Origin of the sequence: Oryzobacter telluris, assembly GCF_043099285.1 — a bacterium.
Taxonomy (GTDB): domain Bacteria; phylum Actinomycetota; class Actinomycetes; order Actinomycetales; family Dermatophilaceae; genus Oryzobacter; species Oryzobacter telluris.
In genome coordinates this window covers 1,942,109-1,956,980 of sequence record NZ_CP170723.1, presented here as the reverse complement: position 1 = coordinate 1,956,980, position 14,872 = coordinate 1,942,109, and the positions used below count along the sequence as shown (strand labels likewise).

Genomic DNA, 14,872 nt, shown 5'->3' with positions numbered 1-14,872 from the left:
GTGCTGATCCTGCTCCCGCCGTCGGAGTCGAAGTCGAACCGTCGCCGCGGGAAGCCGGCCGATCCCGCGACGTGGTCGTTCCCCGAGCTGGGACCCACGCGCGAGCGCGTGGCCGCCGCCCTCGCCACCGCGAGCGGCGCCCCCGACGCCCTCGACGTCCTCGGCGTCACCGAGGGCCTCCGCGACGAGGTCGCCCGCAACCTCGCGCTCGCCACCGCTCCCTCCACCCCGGCCGCCGAGGTCTACACCGGCGTCCTCTACGACGCCCTCGACCTCGCTTCCCTCGACACCGCCGCCCGCCGCCGGGCCAACCGCTGGCTCGTCGTCGTGTCGGCGCTGCACGGCGCGGTCCGCCCCACCGACCGGATCACCGCCTACCGCCTGTCGATGGCCGTGACGCTCCCCGGCGTCGGGGCGCTCGCCGGCGCGTGGCGGCCGGTGCTCGACACCGTGCTCCCCGAGGCCGTGGGCCGTGGGGTCGTCGTCGACTGCCGGTCGGCGGCCTACGCCGCGGCGTGGCGACCCGGGAAGGACCTCGCCCACCGGTGGGTGCAGGTCCGGGTGCCGGGAGCGAGCCACATGGCCAAGCACACCCGCGGCCTCGTCGCCCGGCACCTCTGCGTCGCCGGCGTCGCCCCGCGTTCGGTGCCGGCGCTGGCCGACGTCGTCGCCGGTGCGTTCGCGGTCGAGCTCCACGCGCCCGAGAAGCCCGGCGCCCCCTGGGTGCTCGACGTCACCGCCCCGTGACGGTCGTCGACGGCACCGCCGTGGCCGGGATGGTCGAGCGGCTCGTCCCCGTCGTCGTCTTCCTCCTCGCCATCACCGTGACCGCGGAGGTCGCCGAGCGGGCCGGGGTGTTCGACGTCGCCGGCCACCAGGTGGCACGCTGGGGGCGGCATCGCGCGTGGGCGCTCTGGCTGTTGTTCTCGGCCCTCGCGGTGGTCTGCACCGTGGTGCTGTCGATCGACACCACCGCGGTCCTCCTCACCCCGGTGGGCCTGGCCGTGGCGCGGCAGGTGGGCCTGGACCCGCGGATCTTCGCCGTGACGACGCTGTGGATCGCCAACACCGGCTCGATGCTGCTGCCGGTCTCCAACCTCACCAACCTCCTCGCGCTGCACAGCTTCGGCCGGCTCGGCCTCGGCCACGGCGACTACGTGCGGCTCGCCTGGGCGCCGGCCCTCGCGTGCGTCGTCGCCACCCTGGTGCTGGTGGGCGCGCTGCACCGCCGGTCGCTGCGGGCCGCGTACACGGTGGACCCGCCCGCGGACCCGCACGACCCCGTCCTCCTGCGCTGGGCCGGTGGGGTCTGCCTGGCCCTCGGTCCGTTGTTCGCCCTGGGGGCGCCGCCGTGGGCGGTGTCGCTCGCGGCGGCGGCGGTCCTCCTCCTCGTCGCCCGACGCCGCGCTCCCGAGCTGGTGCGCGGGCTGCCGGTGCCGTGGGTGATGGCCGCGGCCTTCGTCGGGGTCTCGCTGCTCGTCGAGGTGCTGCACGAGCACGGCCTCGAGCGCGTGGTGGCCGCGGTGGTCCCGGACGGCACGGGAACCGCCGCCCTGCTCGGCGTCGCCGGCGTCGGGGCGGTCGTCGCCAACCTCGCCAACAACCTGCCCGCCTACCTCGTCGTCGAGCCGGCCGTCGCGCAGGAGCCGCTGCGCCTGATGGCGCTGCTCGTGGGCGTCAACGCGGGTCCGCTGGTCACCCCCTGGGCGTCGCTGGCCACCCTGCTGTGGATCCAGCGCTGCCGCACCGCCGGGGTCGCGGTCCCGTGGCGGTGGCTCGTCCCGGCGGGTGCGGCGTGCGCCGTGCTGTCGGTCGCCGCGGGCGCCGTGGCCCTCGCCGTGGCCGGCTGACCTTCGACAGGACCGGCGCGACGTTCGTCGCGACCGCCCCCGGTGACGTTGGATGGAGGCGTGTCCCTCCTCGCCGCCCTCACCCGGGTCCCCCAGCGCCGCCTCGGCAACGCCCTGCGCGCCCGGGTCGCCGGCGACGACGCGAGCGAGCGGGCCGCCGTCATCTGGGGGCGCGAGGGTGAGCGCTGGTTCACGCCCGAGGACCCGGTGTGGCGCGTGCACGCCGACGCGTCGATGTTCCCGGGCGGGGTCGCGGCCCTGCTGCTGCAGTCTCTGCACCCCCTCGCGATGGCCGGGGTCGCCGGTCACAGCGGCTACCGCGGCGACCCGTGGGGTCGGCTCCAGCGCACCTCGGGATTCCTCGCCACGACGACGTTCGGCACGGTCGAGGACGCCGAGGCCGCCATCGCGCGGGTGCGGGCCGTCCACGAGCGGGTCCGGGGCACCGACGAGACGGGCCGCCCCTACCGGGCGAGCGACCCCCACCTGCTCGGCTGGGTGCACGTGGCCGAGGCGCACAGCTTCCTCACCGCGTACCAGCAGTACTCCGGCACCCCGCTGACCGCCGCCGAGGCCGACACGTACGTGGCGCAGTCGGTCCTCGTCGCCGAGCGCCTCGGGGCTCGCGACCTCCCCACAACCGTGGCCGAGCTCGACGCGGCGCTCGCCTCGTTCCGTCCCGAGCTCGAGCCCACGACGCCGGCCCGTGAGGCCGCGCGCTTCCTCCTGCTCGACCCGCCGCTGCCGTGGGCGGCGCGGCCGGGCTACGGCCTCATCGCCTCCGGTGGCGTGGCGATCCTGCCCGGGTGGGCGCGTCGGGCCCTGCGGCTGCCCGTCGTCGGACCGGTGGCCGTCGCGGCCCGTGGCCTGGGTGGCCTCGGGACCAGCGCGGTGCGCTGGGCGATGGCCGGCGTCGCCGAGGAGCGTCAGGTGGCCGCGGGCGGCTGAGCCTCGTCGGTGGCCTTCTCGCCGGCGAGGATCTCCTCGATGCGGGCCAGGGTGCGCTCCATGTTGCGCCGGGTCATCGAGCGCATGCCGCGCACGAACGGCTTGCTCGTGGTGGCCTCCGAGCGGATGTCCCAGGTCTCGGTGACCTTGGTGCCGCCGTCGACCGGCTCGAGGACGTAGCGCCAGATGCGGCCGCCGAGGACCTTGGACAGCAGGCCGGTGGCGGTGGTCTGCCAGGCGATGCGGTGGTCCTGCTCGAACTCGACGACGGTGTTGAGGGTCGAGTAGGCGGTGCCGAGGTGCATGTCCATGCCGAACCGGTCGCCGAGGCCGAGGCGCCGGCCCCCGCTGCGGGCCGCGACGACCGTGTCGCCGCCGTCGATCTCCGCGTGCTTGGCCGGGTCGACGAGGAGGTCGAAGACCGCGGCGGGCGGTGCGGGGACGAACCGCTCGACGGAGAGGAGGTCGGGGGACGAGGTCATGGGGTGACGCTAACAAACGGGCTGGTCAGCGCTGCACGGCGGTCGCCGCGGTGAGGCCGCGGTCGAGGTCCTCCACGAGGTCGGCGACGTCCTCCAGGCCCACGGAGACCCGCACCGTGCCGTCGGTGATGCCGACCGCCGCCCGGTCCTCGGGCGAGAGCCGCCGGTGCGTGGTCGTGGCCGGGTGGGTGGACATCGACTTGGCGTCGCCGAGGTTGTTCGAGATGTCGACGACGGTGAGGGCGTTCATGAGGGCGAACGCCGCCTCCTTGCCGCCCTCGACCTCGAAGGTGACGACGGTGCCGCCGCCCCCGTCCATCTGGCGCAGGGCGAGCGCGTGCTGCGGGTGGCTGGCGAGGAACGGGTGCACGACCCGGCGGATGCCGCGGCCGGCGTGCTGCCACTCCTCCAGGGTGCGCGCCACGGTGAGCGCCGAGTCGGCCATCGCCCGCACGCGCAGGTCGAGCGTCTCCAGGCCCTTGGTCATCACCCAGGCGTTGAACGGTGACATCGAGGGCCCGGTGTGCCGCATGAGGTTCTTCACCGGGCCGTCGACGTAGTCCTTCGGCCCGAGGATCGCGCCGCCGAGGGCGCGCCCCTGCCCGTCGATGTGCTTGGTCGTGGAGTAGACGACGACGTCGGCGCCGTGGGCCAGGGGGTGCGAGAACACCGGTGTGCCGAAGACGTTGTCGACGACCACGGTGGCGCCGGCGGCGTGCGCCAGCTCGCTCACGGCCGCGATGTCGACGAGCTCCTGCATCGGGTTGCTCGGCGTCTCGAAGAAGACCGCCGTCGTGGGGACCGACAGGGCCTCGCGCCACTGGTCGAGGTCGGCGCCGTCGACGAAGACGGTCTCGACCCCCCAGCGCGGCAGGATCTCGTCGAGGATGACGAAGCACGAGCCGAACAGCGCCCGGCTCGACACGACGCGGTCACCCGCGCCGCAGAGCGCGGCCATCGCGGTGAACACGGCCGCCATCCCGGAGGCCGTGGCGAAGCACGCCTCGGCGCCCTCGACGAGGCGCAGGCGCTCCTCGAACATCGTGACCGTGGGGTTGCCGTAGCGGCTGTAGATGTAGTGCTCGACCTCGTCCTTGAACGCGGCCTCGGCCTGCTCCGCGGACTCGTAGACGAAGCCCGACGTGAGGAAGAGGGCCTCGGCCGTCTCGTCGAAACCGCTGCGGGACAGGCCTCCCCGCACCGCGCGCGTCTGCGGACGCCACTCCTGCTCGCCCATGCTCAGCCCTGCCGCCACGGGAGGCCGGCGTTCTTCCAGCCCCCCACGGTGCGGTGGCCGTGCGCGTCGTGGGGGCCCTCGAAGCCCTCGAGGACGTTGTAGGCGGGGCCGAGTCCGGCCGCCGTGAGCGCGGTGGCCGCGGCGACGGAGCGCACGCCCGACCGGCAGATGAGGTAGACCGGCCGGCCCGCCTCGAGGCCCGCGGACCGCAGCTGGTCGACGAAGGAGCCGTTGATCCGGCCGTCGGGGAAGGTGGACCACTCGACGAACGCGACCTCGTGGCCGCGCCCCTCGAGCTCGGGTACGCCGACGTAGGTCCACTCCGCCCGCGTGCGCACGTCGACGAGGAGGGCGCCCTCCTCACCGGTCACGGCGGCGTAGGCCTCCGCGGGGGTGACGTCTCCTGCGTAGCTCATGTGTCGAGCGTAAGCGGCTCTGCGCGAGCGGCGTCGGCCCGTCTCAGGTGCGGTTGGTGAAGGCGACCGAGACCTCGTCGCCGTCCCAGACCTCGACACCGGCGAGCGAGCCGGGCGCGACGGCCAGCCGCGAGCGGCGCTCGGCCGGCACGCCGAGGAGGTGCCCGAGGACCGTCCGCACGGCGTCCGGGGCGCACACGACGACGGTGGTCCCGCCCCGCTGCACGACCCGGTCCCACGCGGCGAGGAGCGCGTCGTCCTCCTCGCCCCAGCCGCCGTCGACGACCGCCTCGGCACCCAGCGCCGAGCCGACCTCCGCCGCGGCCTCGACCGCGACGTCGGACGGCGCGGTGAGCAGGCAGCGCGGGGCGCCGCCGAGCAGGTGGGCGACGGCCGCGGCCGCGGAGCGTGCGGCCTCCCCCTGCGCCTGGGCCACGAGGACGACGCGCACTGGGCTGCCCGGCATCGCCGCCACGGGGGCGCAGGCGTCGGTGGTGGCGGCGGTGGGTGCGTCGGCGGCGGCCTCGGGGGCCTCGGTGTCGTCCTCGAGGTAGCGGTGCACGGTCCGGCCGTCCATCGCGACGTTCGAGAGCAGGTCGGCGTCCTTGTTCTTCTCGCGCGGGATCCACTCGTAGCGCACCGCTCCCCCGGCCCGGACGATGCCGGCGGCGACGTCACGGGCCTGGAGGGCGAGGCGCTTCATGTCCTCGTGCTTGATCTTCCATCGGCCCGACATCTGCTCGACGACGAGCTTGGAGTCCATCCGCGCGAGCACGACGGCCGCGGGGTCGATGTGCGCGGCCGCCTCGAGCCCCGCGATGAGCCCGCGGTACTCGGCGACGTTGTTCGACGCCTTGCCGAGGGGCTCGGCGCGCTCGGCGAGCAGGGCACCGGTCTCGGTGTCGCGCACGAGCGCCCCGTACCCGGCGACGCCGGGGTTGCCGCGCGACCCGCCGTCGGCCTCGACGGTGAGCCGCCGGCTCACAGGCCGGACTCGGGGGTCCGCACGAGGATGCGGCGGCACTCCTCGCAGCGCAGCACCTCGTCGGCGGCGGCCGCCCGGATGCTCTGGATGTCGGTGGCGTTCAGCTCCAGCTGGCAGCCGGTGCAGCGCCGCTGGGTGAGGGCCGCGGCCCCGGTGCCGCCACTGTTGGCGCGGATCTTCTCGTAGAGGGCCACGAGGTCCTCGCCGACGTCCGCGGCGACGTGCGGGCGCGGTCCGCCGATGGCGGCGGCCTCGGCGTCGAGCCGGGCGAAGGCCTGGTCGCGCTCGACCTCCAGCGCCGCGATGCGGGCGGTCAGCTCGCCGCGACCGCGCTCGAGCTCGTTGACGTCGGACTCGGCGGCCTCGGCGCGCTCCATCACCTCGAGCTCGACGTCCTCGAGCTCGGACTGGCGGCGGGCCAGCGAGGTGAGCTCGTGCTGGATGGCCTGGAGGTCCTTGGCGCTGCCGGTGCCGGCGTCGAGGCGCGCCTGGTCACGCGCCGCGCGGTCGCGGACGAGCTGGACGTCGGAGTCGGCCTTGCGGACCTCGCGCTGGACGTCGTCGAGCTCGGTGCGCGAGCGCACCAGCTGGTCGTCGATGAGGCGGGCCTTGCCCTCGAGGTCGGCGAGGGCGGCGAGCTGGGGCAGGGTGCGACGCGCGTGGCTGAGCTGGTCGAGGCGCGTGTCGATCGCCTGGAGGTCGAGCAGCCGCAGCTGGCGGTTGGGCTCGGCGATCACGGGCTACCTCCGGGGTCGGCACCGACCACGAAGGTCCAGGGGTCGGTGCGCACTGTGCTGATGTGGGTCCCCACCCTAGCGGCGTGGTCGCCGAGCCCCGCGAGCAGCGCCTTCTCGGCCCGGGCCAGCCAGACCTGCTCGCTGGCCCAGTGCCCGGCGTCGACGAGGAAGGGCGGTCCGCCGCGGGCCTCCTCGCGCGCCTCGAGCACCGGGTGGTGGCGCAGGTCGGCGGTGACGTAGACGTCGGCGCCGCTGGCCCGCACGGCGTCGAAGAGGTCGTCGCCCGCGCCGCCGAGGACGGCGACCCGCTGCACCGGGGCCTCCGGCGGTCCGGCGGCGCGCAGGCCGGTCGCCGTGCGGGGCAGGTGGGCGGCCAGGCCCTCGACGAACGCCCGCAGGGACACCGCCTCCGGGAGGTCGCCCACCCGGCCCAGCGGCTGGTCCTCGGCGACCGTGAGCGGCTGGGTGACCCCCAGCCCGCACGCCTCCGCCAGCGCCTCGCACACGCCCTCGGCCGCGACGTCCGCGTTGGTGTGGGCGACGTACAGCGCGACGTCACCGACGACGAGGTGGGTCACCGTGGCGCCCTTCGCCGTGGTGGTCGCGACGGCGTGGACCCCGCGCAGGAGCAGCGGGTGGTGCGTGAGGAGGAGGTCGGCGCCGAGCTCGCGGGCCTCCTCGACGACGGCCAGCGTGGGGTCGACGGCGAGGTGGATGCGCCGCACCGGCTGGTCGGGGTCGCCGGTGACGAGCCCCACCCGGTCCCACGACTGGGCGGTGGACGGCGGGTAGAGGCGCTCGACGACCTCGAGCACCTCGCGCAGGGTCAGGTCGTCACTCATGTGGGCCCGGCCGGGATCGAACCGACGACCGACGCGGTGTAAACGCGGCGCTCTACCAGCTGAGCTACAGGCCCTTCGGCCGTCGCCCCGGGCGCCCGGGGCCGCTCGGCCAGCGGCCATTGTGGCAGGTGCGCGCGGGCCCCCCGGTCAGGACAGGGCCGCGACCTGGGTGGGCAGCTCGCTGAAGTCGCGCTTCTCGCCGGGGCCGTTGACGAGGGTCCAGCGAACCACCCGGTCGCGGTCGACGAGGAAGGTCCCGCGCACGGGCGCCCCGGTGGTCGGGTTGAGGACCCCGAAGGCCTCGGTGACCTCGCCGTGCGGCCAGTGGTCGGACAGCAACGGGAAGAAGTAGCCCTGGATGTCGGCCCAGGCGCGCAGCGAGAACATGCCGTCGGTGGAGACGCAGACGACCTGGAGGTCGTCGGACACGAACCGCTCGAGGTGGTCGCGGATCTCGTCGAGCTCGCCGGTGCAGATGCCGGAGAACGCGAACGGGTAGAACACGATGACGACGTTCTTGGAGGCCGTGAGCCCCGACAGGGACACCTCGACCCCGTTCTGGTCGCGCAGGGTGAAGTCAGGGGCCAGCGCACCGACGGCGAGGGGGGTGACGGTGGGCGAGGTCATGCCCACCATCCTGCCAGCCGGGTCAGGGGGTCAGCGCCGAGCCTTCGACTTGGGCGAGACGAGCTTGTGGGCGCGCCAGTCCGGGGAGGGGTTGAAGGTGCCCGCGCTGTGCAGGCCGGCCGTGACGGCGGCCTCGTCGATCTCGCTCGCGTCGACCTCCTCGCCGCTCGACTTCGGCGTGAGGAGGACGACGAACCCGCCGTCCTCGAGCACGCCGACCATGTCGACGAGGGCGTCACCGAGGTCACCGTCGCCGCCCCGGAACCACAGCAGCACGGCGTCGGCGACGCCGGTGTAGTCGTCGTCCTCCATCTCGGCACCGCAGACGTCCTCGACGGCGAGGCGGAACTCGTCGTCGACGTCGTCGTCCCAGCCGAACTCCTGGACCACCTGCTCGGGGGCGAACCCGAGCCGCTGGGCGGCTCCGGAGCCGGTCGACCCGGGGTCGGCCGGTGGTGGCACGGCGTTGTTCACGACGGTCACTGCCTTTCGTTCTCGTGGAGGTGCTGCGGTTCGTGGCTCAAGTTGACCAACGGAGGTGGGTCCACTGCAAGCGCGGGGGTGGCGACGCGCCGGGAGCGGCGGGCCTCCCGGGCGCGCGCGCCGACCTGCGCGAGGAAGGTCTCGGCATCGGCGACCTCGAGGTGGTCGAGCACCGGCCGGACCGGACCGGGTGCCGGGACGACGTGGACCGTGGCCACCCGCAGGCGCCGCTCGAGCCAGCCCTGGCGCACGGCCACCGACTGGATGCGGGCCAGCGGCACGGCCACGGCCCGGCGGGTGAGGCGGCCGTCGCGCAGGAGGACGGCCGCGGTCTCGAGGTGCCAGGCGTTGCGGCGCCACGAGAGCAGGTCGAGGTAGCGCGTGCGCGGCGACACCGGGTTCCAGCCCGGTTGCGGGCCGTCGCCGTTCGCGGCGGCCCACCAGCCGTCCGGGGTGACCTGGGGGGCGACGACGTCCAGGACGGCGACGGCCTCGGGGAAGGTGCCCACGGGCAGCAGCACGGTCTCGCCTCGCCCCTCCCCCTCGCCGGTGGACTTGCTGCCGGCGACGTTGACCCGGATCCGCCACCACCCGAACGGCCGCCACCACAGCGGCTGGACGAGCTCGACGGCCTGGACCCGGTGGATGGGGATGGTCGTGGCGCGCAGGTCGGTGAGGCCCTCCTGGACCCGCACCCCGGTGCCGGTGTCGGCGACGCGGAAGTTGCCGTGGGCGAGCAGCTCGCGCACCCGGTTCATCCCGATGGCGAAGGTGGCGGGGATGAGGGCGGGCAGGCTGACGAGCGTCACGGCGCCGAAGCGCTCGAACCCGGCACCGAGCGCCGCGACGGCGGCGACGATCCCGAGGACGATCGTCGACCCGTGGAGGATCGTCGCCACGAACAGCCGGCCGTTGGGCACCGCCAGGACGGGCCGCCCGGCGCCACCCGCGGGGGCGCGGGGCGCCACGGGCGCGCCCACGTCCTCCGGTGTGCCGGAAGCGGGCCCGGCGTCGTGGCCGACCTCGTCGCTGTGGCCGGCGCGCACGAGGAGCTCGTCGCGCAGCTGGTCGGCGCGCGCCAGGGTGAGGAAGGACAGGGTGAGCTGGGAGTCCGAGCCGCCGGCCGACTGCACGACCACCTGGGCGAGCCCGAGGAGGCGGGCCAGCAGCGGCCGCGACAGCTCGACGGCCTGGACCCGCTCGAAGGGCACCTGGCGGTGCTGGCGGAACAGCACGCCGCTGCGCAGCTCGACCTGGTGGGGCGCCACCCGGAAGCGGGTGAACCGCCACGCGACCCAGTTGACCCCGCCGACGATCGCCAGCAGCAGGACGACGAGCCCCAGGGCGACGAGCGGGTGGCCCACGAGGGCGGCGGCGGTCGGGTCACCGGGTTCGTCGGGCTCGCCGCCGGTGACCCAGCCCAGCCCCCAGGACCCGAGCAGGCGGTCGCCGATCTGCGACACGGCGTAGCCGAGGATCGCCAGCAGGACGACCCCGCCGCGCAGCAGCGGCGACAGCGGGTGCATCCGCTGCCACTCCCCCGCGGCGTCGGCCACGGGTGCGCTGTCGGGATCGCTCACAGACCCGCCCGCTGCGTCTCGCCACGAGCGGCGAGGCGCGCGCGCAGGGCCTCGGCCTCGTCGACGGGCAGCCCCGGGATGGAGCCGCCGCTCTCGGGCGAGGCGGTGTGGATCTCGCACGACGCGATGCCGTGGGCGCGGGCCAGCGGGCCCGACTGGATGTCCACGTACTGCAGGCGCCCGTAGGGCACGCTGACGAGCGAGCGGAAGAGCCGCCCCTTGCGGATGACGATCTCCTCCTCGAGCTCGACCCACGAGATCGCGCTCACCTGGCGTCGCACCAGCCACGTGCCCCACAGGGCGACGAGCGCCACCGCGAGCAGGCCGAACAGGGCCCAGCGGGAGAGCAGCAGGCCGAGCGCGAGGCTGACGACCGTGGGCGCCAGGAGCACGACGAACAGCGAGATGAGGCGGACGCGGGCCAGCGCCGGCGAGACCGGGCGCCAGGGCAGGTCGCCGCCATGGAGCGTCACGGGCGCCTCGGGTGCGGGATCGGCCATGGCCACAGTGTGCCCGAGCGCGTGCGGGCCGCAGTCGGCGACGGTCGACACGGGCCCCGGTGTGTTTGGATGACGAGCATGGGCCGGGTCACGACACGGGTGCGTCGCACGCGGTGGGACGTCGAGGCCGACGCGCGCCTCGAGCGCCCGGACACCGTCGCCGTCGAGGAGCCGCTCGAGATCCGCGTCGGCGAGGAGCCGCTGACGACGACGATGCGCACGCCCGGAGACGACTTCGACCTCGCCCTGGGCCACCTCCTCACCGAGGGCCAGCTGCACTCGGCCACCGAGGTCGCGCGGCTCATGCACTGCACCGACATCGGCGAGGACGGGCTACCCACCTACAACGTCGTCGAGGTCACCCTCGCTGCCGGCGCCTCCCTCCACACCCCGCCCCGCGCCCGCACCGAGGCGATGACGAGCGCCTGCGGCGTGTGCGGCTCGGCCTCCGTCGACGACGTGCGCACGCGCGGCCGGTTCGCGGTCGCCGACGACCCGCTCGTCCTCGACCCGGCCGTCGTCGCCGGGCTCCCCGACGCCCTGCGCGCCCGCCAGCCGGTCTTCGAGCGCACCGGCGGCGTGCACGCGGCTGCCTTGGCCACGGCCGCCGGCGAGCTCCTCGTCGTGCGCGAGGACGTGGGTCGGCACAACGCGGTCGACAAGGTGGTGGGGGCCGCGTCCCGCGAGCACGAGCTGCCCTTCTCCGCAACGGTTCTCGTGGTCAGCGCCCGGGCCAGCTTCGAGATCGTCCAGAAGGCGGCGATGGCCGGCATCCCCGCGGTCGTCGCGGTGGGGGCACCCACGTCGCTGGCGGTCGACCTCGCCACGCAGGCCGGCATCACCCTCGTCGCCTTCACCCGCACACCCCGGTTCTCGGTCTACAGCCGCCCCGACCGCCTCTCCTCCTGACCTGCCCCTTTCGCATACCGGTCAGTAGCGTGAACCGAATTGGGCGCCCGGTGCTCTCTGGGTGAAGGATGGGCGCCAGACGCGCCTCACCCTGGCGCGACCGTCACTGGCGAAAGGACGAGCGCGTGGCCTCCCGCGAAGACGTCGGTCCCATCCTCAACGGCATCCCGACGCACCTGCCGGACATCGACCCGGCCGAGACCCAGGAGTGGCTCGACAGCCTCGACGCCGTCATCGACGGACCCGGCCGGATGCGCGCGCGCTACCTCATGTTGCGCCTCCTCGAGCGCTCGCGCGCGATGCAGGTGGGCGTCCCCTCGCTGACCACGACCGACTACGTCAACACCATCAGCCCCGAACAGGAGCCGTGGTTCCCGGGCGACGAGGACGTCGAGCGCCGCTTCCGCGCGTACCTGCGCTGGAACGCCGCGATGATCGTGCACCGCGCCCAGCGCCCCGGCATCGGCGTCGGCGGCCACATCTCCACCTACGCCTCGGCCGCGACCCTCTACGAGGTCGGCTTCAACCACTTCTTCCGCGGCAAGGACCACCCCGGCGGCGGCGACCAGGTCTTCTTCCAGGGCCACGCCTCCCCCGGCATGTACGCCCGCGCCTTCCTCGAGGGCCGGATCAGCGAGGACCGCCTCGACGGCTTCCGCCAGGAGAAGTCGCACGTCGTCGACGGCTCGCCGCTGGCGCTGCCCAGCTACCCGCACCCGCGCCTGATGAACGACTTCTGGGAGTTCCCCACGGTCTCCATGGGCATCGGGCCGATGAACGCGATCTACCAGGCGCAGTTCAACAAGTACCTGCACAACCGCGGCATCAAGGACACGAGCGACCAGCACGTCTGGGCCTACCTCGGCGACGGCGAGATGGACGAGCCCGAGTCGCGCGGCCTGCTCCAGCTGGCGGCGGGCGAGGAGCTCGACAACCTCACCTTCGTCGTCAACTGCAACCTCCAGCGCCTCGACGGCCCGGTTCGCGGCAACGGCAAGATCATCCAGGAGCTCGAGGCGTTCTTCCGCGGCGCCGGCTGGAACGTCATCAAGGTCGTCTGGGGCCGCGGCTGGGACCCGCTGCTCGCCGCCGACGGCGACGGCGCCCTCACCCACCTGATGAACAGCACGAGCGACGGCGACTACCAGACCTTCCGTGCCAACGACGGCAAGTACGTCCGCGACCACTTCTTCGACCGCGACCCGCGCACCCGCAAGATGGTGGCCGACTGGTCCGACGAGGACATCTGGTGGAAGCTCAAGCGCGGCGGCCACGACTACCGCAAGGTCTACGCGGCCTACAAGGGCGCCCTCGAGCACACCGGCCAGCCCACCGTCATCCTCGCCAAGACGATCAAGGGCTACGGCCTGGGCCAGAGTTTCGCCGGGCGCAACGCGACCCACCAGATGAAGAAGTTCACCCTCGACGACCTCAAGAACTTCCGCGACAGCCTCAACCTGCCGATCAGCGACGAGCAGCTGGAGCGGGACCCGTACAACGCGCCGTACTACCACCCGGGCCCCGACGACGACGTCATCAAGTACGCCCTCGAGCGCCGGGCCAAGCTCGGCGGCGGGGTGCCCGAGCGCCGGGTCCGGCAGACCACGGTCCACCTGCCTGACGACTCGGCGTACGCCCAGGTCAAGAAGGGCTCGGGCAAGCAGGCGATTGCCACGACGATGGCGTTCGTCCGCATCCTCAAGGACCTCATGCGCGACAAGGACTTCGGGCGCCGCATCGTCCCGATCATCCCCGACGAGGCCCGCACCTTCGGGATGGACAGCTTCTTCTCGACGATCAAGATCTACAACCCGCACGGCCAGAACTACACGCCGGTCGACGCCGAGCAGATGCTCGCGTACCGCGAGGCGAAGGACGGGCAGATCCTCCACCTCGGCATCAACGAGGCCGGCTCGCTGGCCGCGTTCACCGCCGCCGGGTCGAGCTACTCGACGCACGGCGAGCCGATGATCCCGCTCTACGTCTTCTACTCGATGTTCGGGTTCCAGCGCACCGGCGACTCGATCTGGGCCGCCGCCGACCAGATGACCCGCGGCTTCCTCATCGGGGCCACGGCCGGTCGCACGACCCTCACCGGTGAGGGCCTGCAGCACGCCGACGGCCACTCGCCGCTGCTGGCCTCCACCAATCCCGCTGTCGTGCACTACGACCCGGCGTTCGGGTACGAGATCGCGCACATCATGCAGGACGGCCTGCACCGGATGTACGGCACCGACGACTCGCTCACCGACGAGCAGCGCAACGTCATCTACTACCTCACGGTCTACAACGAGCCGATGGTGCAGCCGGCCGAGCCCGAGAACCTCGACCGCGAGGGCCTGCTCAAGGGCATGTACCTCTTCGCCGAGGGCTCCACCGAGGGCCTGGCCGACGACGCCCCGCGCGTGCAGCTGCTGGCGTCGGGCGTGGGGATGCCGTGGGCGCTGGAGGCCCAGGACCTCCTGCGCAACGACTGGCACGTCGTGGCCGACGTGTGGTCGGTGACCTCGTGGAACGAGCTGCGCCGCGACGGCCTGCGCTGCGACGAGAAGGCCTTCCTCGAGCCCGAGTCCGAGGCGGAGGTCCCGTGGGTCACGCAGAAGCTGCGCGACCGCAAGGGCCCGGTCGTCGCCGTGTCCGACTACATGCGCGCGGTGCAGGACCAGATCCAGCCGTGGGTGCCCGGCGACTTCACCTCGCTCGGCGCCGACGGGTTCGGCTTCTCCGACACCCGTCCCGCAGCACGCCGGTACTTCCACATCGACGGCCCCTCGATGGCGGTGCGCGCGCTCCAGGCACTGGCCGCCCGCGGCGAGGTCGAGCGGTCGGTGCCGCTGGAGGCCGCGCGCCGCTACCGGCTCTCCGACGTCACGGCGGGCACGTCCGGCAACGCGGGCGGCGACAGCTGATGCTGCTGGCGTTCTCCATCGCCCCGGCCACCCCGGCCGAGGGCGGGTCCTACGCCGAGGCCGTCGCCGGTGCCGTCCGGGTCGTCCGCGAGTCGGGCCTCCCCCACGAGACCAACGCGATGTTCACCAACGTCGAGGGCGAGTGGGACGAGGTGATGGCCGTGCTCAAGCGGTGCGTCGACACGATGACCGACGCCGGCGCCGACCGCGTGTCGCTCGTCGTCAAGGCCGACATCCGCCCCGGTCACACGGGGATGCTCGAGGGCAAGGTCCGCCGGGTCGACGAGGTCCTCGACCGCGGCTGAGCCGTCGTTCACTACGACGAAGGGCCCGGGCACTGCGCCCGGGCCCTTCGTCGTGGTCGGCT

The 14,872-nt window shown here is 73.9% G+C and carries 16 protein-coding genes and 1 tRNA gene; 6 read left to right on the top strand and 11 right to left on the bottom strand.

The features are described from left to right. From ACFLFB_RS08875 to ACFLFB_RS08865, 3 genes are read left to right on the top strand one after another with little or no spacing between them, the layout of a single operon-like run. A complete protein-coding gene (locus tag ACFLFB_RS08875) occupies positions 1-747 on the top strand; it encodes a YaaA family protein (RefSeq protein WP_392545349.1) in 747 nt (248 codons plus the stop codon). Continuing rightward, positions 744-1,850: an SLC13 family permease gene (locus ACFLFB_RS08870; protein WP_392545348.1), complete on the top strand. Its 1,107-nt coding sequence runs from the start codon at positions 744-746 to the stop codon at positions 1,848-1,850. The genes ACFLFB_RS08875 and ACFLFB_RS08870 overlap by 4 nt, the downstream gene beginning before the upstream one ends. 60 nt (positions 1,851-1,910) lie before the next feature. Then, entirely contained in the window at positions 1,911-2,798 is an 888-nt protein-coding gene (locus tag ACFLFB_RS08865) for an oxygenase MpaB family protein (protein ID WP_392545347.1), read from the top strand. Here ACFLFB_RS08865 and ACFLFB_RS08860 read toward each other — a convergent pair. From ACFLFB_RS08860 to ACFLFB_RS08810, 11 genes are all read right to left on the bottom strand, one after another. Then, entirely contained in the window at positions 2,777-3,280 is a 504-nt protein-coding gene (locus ACFLFB_RS08860) for an SRPBCC family protein (RefSeq protein WP_392545346.1), read from the bottom strand. The two genes, ACFLFB_RS08865 and ACFLFB_RS08860, sit on opposite strands and share 22 nt — an antisense overlap. Before the next feature lie 25 nt (positions 3,281-3,305). After that, positions 3,306-4,517, bottom strand: a complete 1,212-nt coding sequence (locus tag ACFLFB_RS08855; RefSeq protein WP_392545345.1) for an O-succinylhomoserine sulfhydrylase — start codon at positions 4,515-4,517, stop codon at positions 3,306-3,308. Positions 4,518-4,519: 2 nt separating this feature from the next. Beyond that, positions 4,520-4,933 carry a rhodanese-like domain-containing protein gene (locus ACFLFB_RS08850; RefSeq protein ID WP_392545344.1) on the bottom strand — a complete coding sequence of 138 codons (414 nt, stop codon included), beginning with the start codon at positions 4,931-4,933 and terminating at the stop codon, positions 4,520-4,522. Between the two features lie 43 nt (positions 4,934-4,976). After that, positions 4,977-5,918, bottom strand: a complete 942-nt coding sequence (locus ACFLFB_RS08845) for a reverse transcriptase-like protein (protein WP_392545343.1) — start codon at positions 5,916-5,918, stop codon at positions 4,977-4,979. Continuing rightward, complete coding sequence (locus ACFLFB_RS08840) at positions 5,915-6,655, bottom strand: zinc ribbon domain-containing protein (protein ID WP_392545342.1); 741 nt, start codon at positions 6,653-6,655, stop codon at positions 5,915-5,917. Before ACFLFB_RS08840 ends, ACFLFB_RS08845 begins: the two co-directional genes overlap by 4 nt. After that, positions 6,652-7,497 (bottom strand): Nif3-like dinuclear metal center hexameric protein, encoded by an 846-nt coding sequence (locus ACFLFB_RS08835; protein ID WP_392545341.1) that lies wholly within the window; start codon positions 7,495-7,497, stop codon positions 6,652-6,654. The genes ACFLFB_RS08840 and ACFLFB_RS08835 overlap by 4 nt, the downstream gene beginning before the upstream one ends. Position 7,498: 1 nt before the next feature. Next, positions 7,499-7,571, bottom strand: a tRNA-Val gene (locus tag ACFLFB_RS08830). 73 nt (positions 7,572-7,644) lie between these two features. Next, entirely contained in the window at positions 7,645-8,124 is a 480-nt protein-coding gene (locus tag ACFLFB_RS08825) for a peroxiredoxin (RefSeq protein ID WP_392545340.1), read from the bottom strand. 30 nt (positions 8,125-8,154) lie between these two features. After that, positions 8,155-8,598, bottom strand: a complete 444-nt coding sequence (locus ACFLFB_RS08820; RefSeq protein WP_392545399.1) for a DUF3052 domain-containing protein — start codon at positions 8,596-8,598, stop codon at positions 8,155-8,157. A 5-nt stretch (positions 8,599-8,603) separates the two neighbouring features. Beyond that, positions 8,604-10,187, bottom strand: coding sequence for a PH domain-containing protein (locus ACFLFB_RS08815; protein WP_392545339.1), 1,584 nt, complete (start codon positions 10,185-10,187; stop codon positions 8,604-8,606). Continuing rightward, the gene (locus ACFLFB_RS08810; protein ID WP_392545338.1) at positions 10,184-10,687 is read right to left on the bottom strand and encodes a PH domain-containing protein; all 504 of its coding nucleotides are present in this window, start codon (positions 10,685-10,687) and stop codon (positions 10,184-10,186) included. The genes ACFLFB_RS08815 and ACFLFB_RS08810 overlap by 4 nt, the downstream gene beginning before the upstream one ends. Before the next feature lie 78 nt (positions 10,688-10,765). Here ACFLFB_RS08810 and fdhD point away from each other — a divergent pair, with 78 nt between their 5' ends. The 3 genes from fdhD (at position 10,766) to ACFLFB_RS08795 (ending at position 14,810) form a co-directional block, all read left to right on the top strand. After that, entirely contained in the window at positions 10,766-11,596 is an 831-nt protein-coding gene (gene fdhD / locus ACFLFB_RS08805) for a formate dehydrogenase accessory sulfurtransferase FdhD (RefSeq protein ID WP_392545337.1), read from the top strand. 125 nt (positions 11,597-11,721) lie between these two features. Continuing rightward, positions 11,722-14,505 carry a pyruvate dehydrogenase (acetyl-transferring), homodimeric type gene (gene aceE, locus ACFLFB_RS08800; protein WP_392545336.1) on the top strand — a complete coding sequence of 928 codons (2,784 nt, stop codon included), beginning with the start codon at positions 11,722-11,724 and terminating at the stop codon, positions 14,503-14,505. After that, complete coding sequence (locus tag ACFLFB_RS08795; RefSeq protein ID WP_392545335.1) at positions 14,505-14,810, top strand: MTH1187 family thiamine-binding protein; 306 nt, start codon at positions 14,505-14,507, stop codon at positions 14,808-14,810. Before aceE ends, ACFLFB_RS08795 begins: the two co-directional genes overlap by 1 nt. Positions 14,811-14,872 lie beyond the last annotated feature (62 nt).